Origin of the sequence: Micromonospora sp. DT201, from assembly GCF_049841575.1 — a bacterium.
GTDB lineage: Bacteria > Actinomycetota > Actinomycetes > Mycobacteriales > Micromonosporaceae > Micromonospora.
This window is the reverse complement of the sequence record NZ_JBNCKP010000017.1, coordinates 1-12687: the sequence shown is the minus strand read 5'-3', so window position 1 is coordinate 12687 and position 12687 is coordinate 1. Positions and strand designations below refer to the sequence as shown.

The 12687-nt window shown below is 69.8% G+C and carries 15 protein-coding genes; 5 read left to right on the top strand and 10 right to left on the bottom strand.

The annotated features are described in order from the left end of the window. Window positions 1–40 precede the first annotated feature (40 nt). The 4 genes from ACLQ28_RS24325 (at window position 41) to ACLQ28_RS24310 (ending at window position 4045) form a co-directional block, all read left to right on the top strand. Entirely contained in the window at window positions 41–529 is a 489-nt protein-coding gene (locus ACLQ28_RS24325; protein WP_425688587.1) for an MSMEG_6728 family protein, read from the top strand. Between the two features lie 26 nt (window positions 530–555). After that, a complete protein-coding gene (locus ACLQ28_RS24320; protein WP_425688586.1) occupies window positions 556–2109 on the top strand; it encodes an FAD-dependent oxidoreductase in 1554 nt (517 codons plus the stop codon). 67 nt (window positions 2110–2176) lie between these two features. After that, window positions 2177–3388 (top strand): hypothetical protein, encoded by a 1212-nt coding sequence (locus ACLQ28_RS24315; protein ID WP_425688585.1) that lies wholly within the window; start codon window positions 2177–2179, stop codon window positions 3386–3388. 213 nt (window positions 3389–3601) lie between these two features. Further along, window positions 3602–4045 (top strand): HNH endonuclease, encoded by a 444-nt coding sequence (locus ACLQ28_RS24310; RefSeq protein ID WP_425688584.1) that lies wholly within the window; start codon window positions 3602–3604, stop codon window positions 4043–4045. Between the two features lie 70 nt (window positions 4046–4115). On the opposite strand, the gene ACLQ28_RS24305 is transcribed toward ACLQ28_RS24310, so the two are convergent. The 10 genes from ACLQ28_RS24305 to ACLQ28_RS24260 all read right to left on the bottom strand — a co-directional run bounded on the left by ACLQ28_RS24305 (window position 4116) and on the right by ACLQ28_RS24260 (window position 12256). Then, on the bottom strand, window positions 4116–5699 hold the full coding sequence (locus ACLQ28_RS24305) for a protein kinase domain-containing protein (RefSeq protein WP_425688583.1): 1584 nt from the start codon (window positions 5697–5699) through the stop codon (window positions 4116–4118). Between the two features lie 65 nt (window positions 5700–5764). Further along, a complete protein-coding gene (locus ACLQ28_RS24300) occupies window positions 5765–6532 on the bottom strand; it encodes an enoyl-CoA hydratase/isomerase family protein (RefSeq protein WP_425688582.1) in 768 nt (255 codons plus the stop codon). A gap of 317 nt (window positions 6533–6849) precedes the next feature. Further along, complete coding sequence (locus ACLQ28_RS24295; protein ID WP_425688581.1) at window positions 6850–7497, bottom strand: histidine phosphatase family protein; 648 nt, start codon at window positions 7495–7497, stop codon at window positions 6850–6852. 95 nt (window positions 7498–7592) lie between these two features. Then, complete coding sequence (locus tag ACLQ28_RS24290; RefSeq protein ID WP_425688580.1) at window positions 7593–8012, bottom strand: VOC family protein; 420 nt, start codon at window positions 8010–8012, stop codon at window positions 7593–7595. A gap of 35 nt (window positions 8013–8047) precedes the next feature. Continuing rightward, window positions 8048–8449, bottom strand: a complete 402-nt coding sequence (locus ACLQ28_RS24285; protein WP_425688579.1) for a helix-turn-helix domain-containing protein — start codon at window positions 8447–8449, stop codon at window positions 8048–8050. Between the two features lie 243 nt (window positions 8450–8692). Further along, window positions 8693–9259, bottom strand: a complete 567-nt coding sequence (locus tag ACLQ28_RS24280) for a hypothetical protein (protein WP_425688578.1) — start codon at window positions 9257–9259, stop codon at window positions 8693–8695. A gap of 377 nt (window positions 9260–9636) precedes the next feature. Next, window positions 9637–9927: a hypothetical protein gene (locus ACLQ28_RS24275; protein ID WP_425688577.1), complete on the bottom strand. Its 291-nt coding sequence runs from the start codon at window positions 9925–9927 to the stop codon at window positions 9637–9639. 1269 nt (window positions 9928–11196) lie between these two features. Further along, complete coding sequence (locus ACLQ28_RS24270; RefSeq protein WP_425688576.1) at window positions 11197–11355, bottom strand: hypothetical protein; 159 nt, start codon at window positions 11353–11355, stop codon at window positions 11197–11199. A 110-nt stretch (window positions 11356–11465) separates the two neighbouring features. Then, window positions 11466–11870, bottom strand: coding sequence for a GNAT family N-acetyltransferase (locus ACLQ28_RS24265; RefSeq protein ID WP_425688575.1), 405 nt, complete (start codon window positions 11868–11870; stop codon window positions 11466–11468). 11 nt (window positions 11871–11881) lie between these two features. Then, the gene (locus ACLQ28_RS24260; RefSeq protein WP_425688574.1) at window positions 11882–12256 is read right to left on the bottom strand and encodes a UTRA domain-containing protein; all 375 of its coding nucleotides are present in this window, start codon (window positions 12254–12256) and stop codon (window positions 11882–11884) included. A 57-nt stretch (window positions 12257–12313) separates the two neighbouring features. Here ACLQ28_RS24260 and ACLQ28_RS24255 point away from each other — a divergent pair, with 57 nt between their 5' ends. Continuing rightward, window positions 12314–12637, top strand: a complete 324-nt coding sequence (locus ACLQ28_RS24255; protein ID WP_425688573.1) for a transposase — start codon at window positions 12314–12316, stop codon at window positions 12635–12637. The last annotated feature ends 50 nt before the right edge of the window (window positions 12638–12687 follow it).

Here is a 12687-nt window from a genome sequence, read left to right as displayed (position 1 = left end):
CCCCAGGCATGCCCGCCCCGGCGACGGGTAGAGCAGCGGCATGCAGACGTTCCTCCCGTACCCGGACTTCCTGGCCAGCGCCCGCACGCTGGACCAGAAGCGGCTGGGCAAACAACGGGTGGAGGCCATCCAGGTGCTGCGCGGGCTTACCCGACCCGGGTATGGCTGGCGCAATCATCCGGCGGTGAAGATGTGGGCCGGATACGAGGAGGCGCTCACCCGCTACGGGCTGGACATGTGCGCGGTCTGGACCGAACCGGGCCGGGCGGACACCTGCGCCACCACGATGACCGTCGACCTCGCCGCCGCCTGCGGCGCTGGCGTCGTACGGACCCAGGACGAGTTGGGCCAGGCCGGTGAGCTGCCACCGTGGCTGGGTCGCGACGACCTGCACCTGAGCCACCGCTCGTCGCTGCTGCGCAAGGACCCCACGCACTACCGCCCCATCTTCGGCGACGACGTGCCGGGCGACCTGGAGTACGTCTGGCCCGCCTCGGACCGCCCCCGCCGTTGCTTACCACCCGACTGAGCAGCAGGTACGGCAGACTGGCGCCCATGGCGTTGTCCCAAGTGGTGGGTCGGCTCATCGGCGTACGCCAACATGAGGTGGACCCGGGCGGCGGTGGCGCCGACCGCGTGCCGCGACCGACGGCGGCCGTGGTGGTGGGTGGCGGTATCGCCGGCATGTCGGCGGCAGTGGTGCTGGCCGAGCGGGGTGTGACGGTCACGGTGCTGGAGGCGGCGTCGACGCTCGGCGGTCGACTGGGTGCCTGGCCGGAGGCTTTGGCCGACGGCCACCAGCAGAACGAGCACGGCTTCCACGCCTTCTTCCGGCAGTACTACAACTGGCGGTCGATCCTCCGCCGGATCGACCCTGACCTGGGCTTCCTCAAGCCCATCGCGGGTTACCCGATCCTGAGTGCGCAGTGGCCGACCGAGGAGTTCGGCAAACTGCCGCCCGCTCCACCGGCGAACCTGCTCGCGTTGCTGTTGCGCAGCCCCAGCCTGCGCCTGGCGGACCTGCGCCTGATGGACCGCGACGCCGCGTTGCCGTTGCTCAGCTACGACCCGGTACGCACCTACGCCGAGCTGGACGACACCACGGCCGACGAGTTGCTGGCGTCGCTGCGGCTGCCGGACCGGGCCCGGGCGATGCTGTTCGAGGTCTTCTCGCACTCGTTCTTCAACCACGAGGCGGAGATGTCGGCCGCTGAGATGGTCGCCCAGTTCCATTTCTATCTGCTCGGCAACCCGGAGGGGTTGGCGTTCGACTGCCCGGACGAGGACTACGCCACGGCGATCTGGGAGCCGTTGACACGGCACGTGGAGAAGCACGGTGGCCGGGTGCGCACCAGCTCCGCCGCGACCGGGGTGCACCGCGACGCCGACGGTTGGCGGGTGACCACCGCCGACGGCGGTAGCCACCCGGCGGGCCACGTCGTGCTGGCCGTCGACCCGCCGGCGCTCGCCGCGCTGGTCGCGGCCTCCCCCGACCTGGTCGAGCAGGCACCCGAGTTGGCGGCCCGGATGCCCGCCTTCGGCACTCCCGGGCCGCCGTACGCGGTGGCGCGTTACTGGTGTGCCGGCGACGTGGCCGCCGAGCGGGCGGTGTTCAACGGCGTGTCCCGGCAGCCCACTCTGGACTCGGTGACGCTCTACCACCGGTTGGAGAACGAGCCACGGCGTTGGGCTCGGCAGACCGGCGGATCGGTCCTCGAGCTGCACGCGTACGCCTGCGAGCCTGGAGTGCCCGCCGAGGAGTTGGCCGAACGGATGCGCCGCGAGCTCGTCGCGCTCTGGCCGGAGGTCGGCGACCTGCGGGTCCGCGAGCTGCGGGCCCGGGTCCAGGCACAGGCGCCGGCGTTCACGCCGGGCAGCCACGCCTGGCGACCGGGGGTACGCACCGACGCGTCCGGCCTCTATCTGGCCGGTGACGGCATCGCCACGGGCTTCCCGAGCGCGTTGATGGAACGCTCCGCCGCCACGGGCATCGTCGCCGCGAACCACATCCTGCGCGCCGAGGGTGGCGCGGCGGAGCCGGTGCGCTCGATCCGGCCGCGTGGGCTGCTCGCCGGTCGCGGCAACCCAAACCGACAAAACACAACATAAGCAACCGTACGCTGCCGTACGCTTGATTGATCAACCGTCGATCGACCGGGCGGGAGGGCAGCGGGGGATGTCACCACTGCACCGCGCCGGCGCGGAGAACGGTCCACCAATCGGCGAGATCGGCCGCGACGACGCGTACCCACTCATCCGTGACGAACGCGCCTGCATCGTCACCGCGCTGCGGCTGGGCTGGTGGATGGCCGACGCCTACCACCACGGGCAGCACGCGGAGCTCGGCGTTCCCGCTGGGCCCCGCCCAGCCGTACCGCCGGCCAAGCTCTCCAACCTCACCGAGATGTCCACCCACCGACGCATGCGGATGTACCTCGACGGTGTGGACGTCGCCCTGGCCCAGATCGCCGAACTCACCCGGCACAGCGGCTCGGTGCCCGACACGTCCGCCGCCCGGGCGCTGCTACCCGACCTGACCCGGCCCGATCCCTCCGACCCGGTGCCGCTGCTGCTCGCCCTCGACGAGCTCAACGTGGAGGTGCTGCGCTGGGCGATGGCCACCAACCACCGGGTCGGCCTGGCCTACCGGCTGGGCCGATCGGTGGCCGACACCGTCCGAGCCGGTGACGCCGCCCAGTTGCTGCGGCAGTTCGGCGGCCGGCAGATCCAGATCAGCCGATGGTTGGACGAGCTGGCCAGCGTGCTGCCGCCGTACTCGGCCGCGGTGGTGCGCCGGTCGCTGGCCGCCTGGGCGACAGCTGTCGACCGGGCCGGCCACGGGGACCCGGCCGAGCCGGCGCCCGCCGAGCTCAGCCGGGCACTGCGAGGCCAGGGTGACCTCTGGCGGGACGTGCTCACCGGCGGCCTGCACCCGCGTGACCTGCTCGACGAGGAGGACTACGCGGTGATCGCCAGAAATCTGATCATCCGGGACCGGCGGCTGGTGGCACAGGCCGCACGGGGCATCTTCTGGCCGGTGCTCGTACCCCTGCTGTTGGTGCTCTTCGCGGTGGTCGGAGTGAGCGCAGCCGCAGCGGCCGGCTCACCGACCACCCGGGCCACCGTCGCCCTGGTGGGCCTCGGCGCCGGGCTGGCCGCGATCTGGCGGTCGGTCTCCGGGCCGGCGCTGGCGGTCGCCAGCGAGGTCAACCGGCCCCTGCTGGACAGCGAACTCACCGCGCGGATGGCCCTTCGGCTGAACCGGCCGCTGACCACCGCCCGACGCTCGGCTGCCGTTGCACCCCGAACCCGCCGTCAGCGCCGCCCCGACGATCCGGGCGGTCGATCGAAATACGTTGCCCCTCTGTCCCGCCCCGACCTACCGTGATCGCGCAAGGTCAACCACCGCCACGGGAGCAGCTCATGACGATGTCGCACGTCTCCACCGTGCCGTCGACGCTGCCCGGCGACGGTTGCCGAGCGGAAGGTCCCTGGGCGGGCCGGCCGGACTGACGCGTACCCGTACGCGCTGAGCCGCCCCGTCCAACGCTCCGGACCGGGCGGCTCTTTGCCGTCCGTCACCAATCTGAAAGGAGTCCCGGTGGATGCCGTCCTCGTCATCAACGCCGACCTCGGCCCACTGCACCGGGTCACCGTCCAACATGCCATCCGGATGCTGTGCCGCCGGGTGGCCGAGATCCACGAGGCCGAGCCAGACCAGGTGATCGGCGTCTTCCCGATGCCCCGGGTGGTGCGGCTGGTCCGCTACGTGGTCACGCGGTGGAGGTTCAACTCCGGGCCGGCCTGGTCCCGCGCCGGGGTGCTGCGCCGCGACGACCGGTGCTGCGCGTACTGCGGTGGCCCGGCCTCCACCATCGACCACATCCTGCCCCGCTCGCGCGGCGGCCGGAACACCTGGCGGAACACCACCGCTGCCTGCTACGCCTGCAACCAGCGCAAGGGCGACCGGACCCCGGCGGAGGCGGGCATGCCGCTGCGCCGGGAGCCGCTGACCCCGGGTTGGGGGGCGTTGGCCGGGCGGTGACGGACCGGCCGGCGGGAACGGGGGGCCGTGTCCCGGGTACGTCCCAGGCGCGGCACCCGCCGGCCCCCGGTCAGCCGGCGCGTTCCTTGACCTTCGGTTTCGGACGCCCACTGGCGCAGTGCACCCGGATTTCGCTGCGAAACTCGGCGGAGGTCAACTCGACCTGGACCTGCTTCGCGGGGCCGGGGTCGTACGTCTCCGCTTGAAAACCCGGCGCGAGCGTCACCGCGAGCACCTCCGCGGAATTTCCTACGCAGCGAACGGTGACCGTGCCGCCGCGCGCGTCCACCCGCACGCCCGACGGAGGGGTGGGCGTGACCCTGGCGGGAGTTGTCGGTCCTGGGGTGTTGACGGTTGGGCTCGGCGCGGCCGTCCCAGCCGGATCGGTCGCAGGGCCGGTCCCGGGGTTGCGTGCGGTGTTCCTGGCCGACGGGACTGCGGACGCTCGGGGGTCAACCGCAGTGAGCGGCTCGGCTGTGCCTGGCAGCCCCACCGCGGTGGTGCCACCCGGCCCGATGCCGATCGATGGCATCCCCTGTCCCTGCCGGCGATTGTCAGAATCTCCGAGCGATCCGGCCATCGCCACGAGTGCGATCACCGCACCGCCGACCGCCATCACGGCCCGCCGTCGCCGGAGCCCTCGCCGCGAGGTCGACTCGGCGGTCGTACCGCCCGTCGGGCCGATAGCTGCCGCGTCGGTCAGCTCCGCCTCGATCTGCTCGGCCCTGACTGCCGCTTCGGCCTGCTCGGCCCTGCCTGCCGCTTCGGTCTGCTCGGCCCTGACTGCCGCCGGCCCGGCAGCTCCGGCAGCCGCCCCGGCTGCGACACCGCTGACGGCAACCGTCGTGCTGGAAGCGGTGAACAGGATGCGGGCCGCCTCGGCGGCCGGCGGCCGGTCGGCGGGATCACGGGACAGGCACCAGCGGTAGAGCCGGTGGATCTCGGGCGGCACACCGTCGATCTGGGGCAGCGGATCCGGCTCGACGTGCGTTTGCGCACGGAGCATGTCGGTCTGCGCCTCGGGATGCCACGGCAACCGGCCGGTGAGCACCCGGTGCAGGAGCAGGCCGAGGGCGTACACGTCGCAGGCCGGCAGCACCTCGCCGGCCTCCAGTCGTTCCGGGGCGAGATAGGCCGGTGTGCCCAGCAGCCGTCCCTCAAAATCGATCTCCGGTTCACCGGTGACGGCCGCGATGCCGAAGTCGAGCACCTTGGCGCCGGTCGGGGCGAGCATCACGTTGCCCGGCTTGATGTCACGGTGCACCAGGTCCTCGGCGTGCGCGGCGGCAAGGGCTGAGGCAACCTCGGCGCAGACCCGCAAGCCGGCGCGGGGCGGCAATGGCCCGGCCGCCAGCCGTTGTTCGAGGGTGTGACCTCCGAGCAACTCCATCACCACGAACGGGACCGGGGGGCCGTCCAGCGACGACTCGCCGTAGTCGTAGACGCGTGTGACGTGCGGGTGCGACAGCCGGGCAGCCGCCTTGGCCTCGGCCCGGATCCGTTGCCGGGCATTGGCGTCCGAGGCGACCAGCACCTTCACCGCGACATCCCGTTCGAGCACTTCGTCGTACGCCCGGTGCACCGCAGACATGCCGCCGCTGCCGAGGCGCTCCAAGAGCCGGTAGCGGCCCGCAAGCAACTGATCACGCTGCACGACCGACAGCCTGCCGCATCGACCCGGCAGCGGACCACCCCGGATCGAGGTATTGCAATGGACTGTCAGTCGCCGGGCGGTGGCTGCCAGGCGAAGCGAGGCGTCCGGCGTTCGGCGATCGCCGCGACCCCTTCCCGGGCCTCGCCGGTGCTGGCCACCTTCTGGTGCCACCAGGCGATCCGGGCCTTTCCGGCCCGGTCGTCGACGATCTCCTTGGCTGCGGCGATGCTCAGCGGAGACCGCTGGGCAATCGTCGCCGTCAGCTCATCCACCCGCGCGGCGAGCCGGTCGGACGGCAGCACCTCGTCGACCAGGCCGACCCGCAGGGCTCGCTCGGCGTCGATCAGCTCGGCGGTGAACAGCAGATGCTTGGCGGCGGACGGGCCGATCAGCCGGGCCAGCCGGCGGGTTGTCGGCGCCGGGTAGACCAGCCCGAGTCGGGCCGGGGGTACGCCGAAACGGGCGTCGTCCGCGGCGATCCGCAGGTCGCAGGCGACCGCGAGCTGCGCTCCGCCGCCCACGCAGGCACCCCGGATCGCCGCGACGGTCGGCTTGGCGAAGCGGGCCAGCCGTTCCTCGGCGGCCACCGCGATGCTGGCGTCACCGGCGTCCAACAGCTCGGCCAGATCACCGAGGTCCGCACCTGCGCAGAAGGCGTCACCCGCCCCGGTGAGCACCAGCGCCCGTACGTCGGGGTCGGGTTCCAGCCGGTCGAGCAGTTCGGGGAGTTGACGCCACATGGCGGCGGTCATCGCATTGCGCCGGGCCGGGTTGTGGATCACCACGGTCGCGACCGGTCCGGTCACCTCGGCGGTCACCTTCGCGTCCGACACGTCCGCCCCTCCCCGCGCCACCCGTCCGACGCCGCCGATCTGGCCTGCCGGTGTCGTGCACCGGTGCGGCGACCATAACGGCGCGAGCCGGGCGACCGCCGTCGAGGGGCGAACCCCACCGTCACCATTTCGCCGGCGGGCGTGGCAGGGGAACCGGCGGTCGGGGCCAAGCGTCCGACGACATGAGAACCGCATCGACGATCGCCGTCACGATCGCGCTTCTGGCCGTCCTCGTGACCGGCTGCACCAGCGTCGAGCGAGCCCCCACCACCGGCCACGCAAGCGCTGGTCAAGCTGCTCCTGCGGGCCACCGCCACTCACACCAGGTAATCCGGGGGCAGGCCGGTGCCGCGCAGTTCCAGCGGCAGGTGCGCCACGTCGTTGACGGCGATCAGATTCGGCGGACCCGCCGGGCCGTACCGGATGACCGTCAGCCCCGTGTTGTGCAGATTCAAGCCGATCCACCGCCGCTCCGGCGCGTCCAGGGCGTGCCGGATCAGCCAGGCGATCATAAAACTGTGTGTCACGACCAACTCACGGACCGGCTCGTCACCGGCGGCGGCCCCTTCGGTGACCGGCCCGGTAAACCGACGAACCGCCTCCGCCGTCACGCGCGGCCCGTCGACCCGCTCGGCCGCCGAAAACTGGGCCAGAAAGTTGACGTACGCCGACGGCAGGCCGACCGGATCGGTGTCGTGCGGGAGGTAGTCGCCGGCCAACTCCGTCTCGTACACCGGCACCTCGGGCAGCGATTTGGCGATCAGCTCGGCGGTCTGCGCGGCCCGGCGCAACGGCCCGTGGTGGACGGCGGTGAACCGGCGGTCGCGCAGGCGTTCGCCGAGCAGCGTGGCCTGCCGTCGGCCGCGCTCCGTCAGGCCGGTGTCCGGTTCCCCGGCCTCGGACTCCCCCAGCTCGGTCAGGTCCTGCTCAGCATGTCGGGTCAGATACAGCAGCCTGGTTGCCATCCCCAAACCTCAGCACACCGGGAGGCGCGGACTCGACGCCGCGCCCCCAGTCCTGCGGCCGTCAGCTCAGGCGGCCTGGCCCATCGCCGGCTCCACTATGCCTGCGGGAACATCTGGCCGATGCGGATCCGGTTGCCGAACGGGTCCCGAATACCGAAGTCGATCCCGTACGGGCGCTCGGTCGGCTCGTCGGTGATCTCGACGCCCTTCGCCACGAGTTCCTCGTGCGTCTTGTGGGCGTCGTCGGTGGTCATGAAGAGATACCCACCCAGGGCGCCCTTGGTGAGCAGCTCGCGGACCTGCTCGGCGGTGGCCGGGTCCAGCGCCGGTGAGCCCGGCTTCTCCAGCAGGATCTCCCGCTGCGGGTCACCGGGCAGGTTGACCGTCAGCCACCGCATGAAGCCGAGATCCTGGTCGGTGTTGACCTCCATGCCGAGCTTGTTCACGTAGAAATCGAGCGCCTCGTCCTGGTCGAGGACGTAGATCTGGGAGCGGCTGATCGCGTTCATCGTCATGCCGACAACGGTAAAGGTCGGCCGTGACCTGCTGCTTATCCAAAACTGCTCGGCCGGGTCCAGGCTTTGGTGAAGCACGACGGCACGTTGGCCGGCGCGACGCGGTGACGGCGGAAATCCGAGGGTGACTCCCCGACGATCTGCCGGAACGTCCGGCTGAACGTACCCAGGCTGCTGAAGCCGACGGCGTAGCAGATGTCGGTGACGTCCCGGCCGGTCTCCACCAGCAGGGCCATCGCCCGCTCCACCCGGCGACGTTGCAGGTAGCGGTGCGGGGTCTCACCGAACGTGGCCCGGAAGGTACGGATGAAATGCGCCTCCGAGACGTACGCGATCCGCGCCAGCGCGGGAATGTCCAAAGGCTCGGCGTACGCCCGGTCCATGGCGTCCCTGGCACGCAGCATCGCCCGGTTCGACTCCTCCACCGCGCGACTCATCGACTCGCGTACACATCCGATCTGTCACCAGACACCACCGCAGGCCGACCGCCCACGTAGCGCCGCCAAGCATACGGCTGCTACGCGGGCTCGCCCGGGACCTGGGTGGTGGACTGGTAGCGGCGAACATAGGCTCGCCGCACGGCGTCGGCGATCGACACGGCGATGCAGGTGGCGGAAGCGACTAACGCCATGCTCAGCCGGATGGCCCTGGTGCCCCTTGGTGACAGTTCGACGAATCGCCTACAGGCCCGTGGCTGGCCCACTCGTTCGGTAACTGCTCGCTCTGGTTCGGCGCCTCGTCAGGGCCACGGCGACCAGTCCGCCGGCGAGAACTGTCAGCATGGCACCGGTAGCGAGCCACCAACGGCTCGGCGACTGCGCGGGCGCAGGCGCGGCCGTGACAGGCGTCGGTTCAGCTGCCGGCGCGGACGGTGTGATCGACAATTGCACGGGCGCACGTACGGCCGTGATCCCCGAGCACAGCCCAGTTGCGCCGCCGGTGGAATTCACTCGGTATCGGGTGCCAACGCGGAAGTCGTAGCCGCAGCTGGCCTCACTGCGGCCCACCCTCAGCCTGAGCGTGGGCCCTGCCGGAGGGCTGCCCTTCTCGACCGACGCCACCGCGAGTTGGACCCCGTTGTCTGTCACCTCGGTGATCGTGCCGACGACGATCAGCTCGGCCCGCTCGTCCGCCTGGTCAGCGCGCGCGCAACTGCAAGCCCAAGCAGGCTCCGCTGGGGAGACGACCACGACGAGGCCGAGGCTGAGAACGGTCAGTGCAAACAGAATCGCGGCGCGCAGCTTCATACCGATACCGACGCACCCGCAGCCCCAGGGGTTCCATCTGCGGCTCTACCGGCTGTCCCCCGCCCAGTACGACCCGATCCTCGCCAGCGGCCGCGGCCTCGACCCGCGCGGCTCCCTGTTCTGGCTGGCCACCCGGGCCGACGCGGCGCTGATCGGCGGTGACCCAAATGGGCCTCGTTGCTGTCAACCGGTCGACTCGTGGCAGAGCCGGTCGGGAAAAGCCTGGTGGATATGGGGCCCCCGGCCGGGATCGAACCGGCGACATCTCGCTTACAAGTTCTGGGCGCTCCGCCCGGCGGCGTGCGCCGACATCCGCGACCTTGGGCAACCGTCCGCTGCCGGCCGTCAATGGATGCCCTGGTCCGGTCCTGTTGCTGTCACCGTTGCTGTCGTCCCATCGCCTGAGAAGATCCAGGTCCCAGATGGCGTTCGGTGGGGTCGATGCCTGCAAGACGAAGAAGCCCAAGCCCACCACAAGGCACACACGCATACACGACAAAGGTCCGACCATCGCAGCGTTCAGCTGCCCACGCCATCACCTGAGAAACATCGACCCCCTCGACTTCGTACTCTTCGGCGGCACCGGTCTTGTCATGGAAATGGACCCGATACTTCGGCTGCCAGATCTCCCATGTCTGGTCGCGCGGGTCGACTGTCCTGATGTCCATGTCTAAAGCATGCCGGACGCTGACCTGCGCTACAGGGATTGGAACGACGACCGCTTCGGTGTGAAGCAACCACTGGCCAGCTGTGAACTGCACCAGCAGCAGGGCCGAGCAGTCCGAGCAGTTCCTACTAGTCCACGGACGTCCGACGTCGCTTGTGCCCGTCGTCACCCAATTAGTCACCCAGCCGAGTCTCAGACGTTGAAGCGGAACTAAGAGACGCTATGCCGCTATCAGTGGGAATGGTGTTCGCCGCCTACTCACAGGGCGTCTGGGGCTGCCACTGTTGATCGCTGGTTGACGACGTTTCACACTGTCTTGTGCCCCACCTGTGCCCCGTCGTCACCGGGCATCCCCGCCCCCGTCTCCTCATCGGCTGGGCGAGGAAGCCCTTGCCAAGGTGGCGGCTAAATAGGCGTTGCGGCGTGCGACGAGGCGTTGCAGGTACGGCCGCAGGATGAGGCTGGCCACGAGGCGGCCAATCGGTCCCATCGGTGCAGCGAAGTCGATGACATCCCGCATGACGGTTGCCGAGGAGTCAGCCGGGTTCCGTGTGAAGCTGTGCTCGTGGTGCCATCGGCCGAACGGGCGCTGATCTGCTTGTCCGTGAAGCCGTCCGGCCGCCGGTAGTCAATGATCTGAACCGTCATCCGCCAGAGGAGGCCGAAGTGCCTGGCTTCCCACGTGACGGCGTCTCCGGCCCTCAACCGTCCGGTCGTTACGCCGCCGACCGCCCGTTCGGCGCTGGTAGTCCCCATGGACGCGGTGTGCAGTTCAACGTCGAGGCAGGCGCCGAAGACGGTCTCCGGGACTGCCTGGACGTCCGTGGTCAACTCGATGCGCGGCACACAGCCACCGTAGGCTTCCCAGTCGCATCGCGAGGCAGCAGGATGACCCCTTTCAGCCGGCGTTGACACAGCGGCGGCCCCCGGGCTTCCCGCTCTCCGCGCCAGCCGCCGGGCGTTCTGCGTGGCCGGAGTCGGAGCGTCAGCGGAGCGACGGACGCGCGCCCAGGCGGCGGCGCGTGCGGCCCGTCTCGGGCCGCCTTGAAGACGTACAGAAACTTTGAACCTGCGGCGTCCTCGTCATCGCCGGTCAGAAGATCCACGTCGGCAGCGGCCACGCCGGTCGAACCGTCACCGTTGAAAGACGGACACCACCTTCCGCGTCCACAACGGCGACCAACTCCTGGCCGAGGTGCCCCCCGCACCACCACGAAAAGCGTCGCCAGATTCAAAGCCCGCAAGCCCGAACGGCCACGACGCGTCGCTTCTAGCCGCGTCGGCTCCGTCGACGCCAAATGAGCAGACCTGCGACTGCAGCCGCGATGGCAGCGAGGATGGACCAGTCCCCCGCGACGGTCGCCTCCGGCAAGGCCCGCAACGACTTGGGCTCAGCCTCGTACTCGTCGCTCCCGGGCGCTTCGTTCATGCCGATACGCTATCGCGCCGAACCCACCAACCCGAGTGACGCTTGCGCCGCGCCGTGGTTCGAGCACGGCAGCTAACCTCACAACCGTGATTGTCGTCTATCCGGACGTGTTACGGATCAAGTGGCACTGATCCGTAACGCATCAACTGAAGCTCGGCATCGCCGGCAGCCGGCGGGCGGATCGCGCCGGTTCGCCCGTAGCTCGGTGTCAGCCAAGCCCACCCGATCTCCAGGCTGTGGTGAATCGGTGAGATGTCGATGTAGCTAATGCTCCCGACAGCCTTGCCCGTGGTCAGGTCAACGATGGCGAAGGGCAGCCGGTCGCCTCTCTGCTGCTCGTCTAGTGCTTCCTGGATTAGCGCGGCCACCGGTTCCTGGTCTGTCGGCGTCGCCTCGTCCAGGTAGGCCCAGACCTGATCGTGATTCGCCGCTTCGGTGAGATCGCCGAGGTGCCTAATCGTCAGCGGTTCAAGCCGCACGATGCTGCCGCACAACTCGACCTGCCTGACGGTCATCGGATCTGGCCTCATTCGGCAGACACCTCGTAGACCAGGACGTGTTTGTCTCCGGCGAGAAGCTGATCGAAGGCTTCCAGCGGTGCGTCGTCTTCGTCGTAGGCGATCCGCACGGCTCGGACCACGCATACGCCAGGATCGAGCTTGAGGGCGGTGCTCTCTTGCGGTGTTGGCATCCGGAAGCTCAGCTCGTCCATGTAGTACGAGATGGGCTTGCCGTGCACCCGCTCCAGCACTGCCAGCACGCCCTGTTCGACTGGCTGGGGCTGCGCGATGGCGGTGTCCTTGACCAACTCGTGCCGGTAGTAGCTGTCGCCGAGCTGGTAGGGCTCCTCGTCGACGAGCATGATGCGACGCCGGACGAGCACCGGAGCGCCCTCAGGCATGGGCCTGCCCCGTTTTGACGGACATCCGAGATCAGGGGACCTGGGGTCTCCGGGAGGATGTCCATCATCATGGAGAGCATGGGGAAGAAGCGGCCGCGGCCTCGGCGTTCGTTTACGCCGGAGTTCAAGGCCGAGATCGTCGAGTTGTGCCAGCGCGGTGATCGCACGCTGCGGCAGGTCAGTCAGGATTTCGACCTGACCGAGACCGCGGTGCGTGACTGGGTGAAGCAGGCCGACCTCGACGCTGGCGCCCGCACCGATGGGCTGACTAGCAGTGAACGAGACGAGCTTGCGCAGTTGAGGCGGGAGAACCGCAGGCTGCGCGAGGACGTGGACATTCTCAAGCGGGCGACGGCTTTCTTCGCGTTAATGCCAGACTGATCGACGTCCGGCGGGGCTCGCTCATTTCTTCGCTGCCCCGGCCTGCGGCT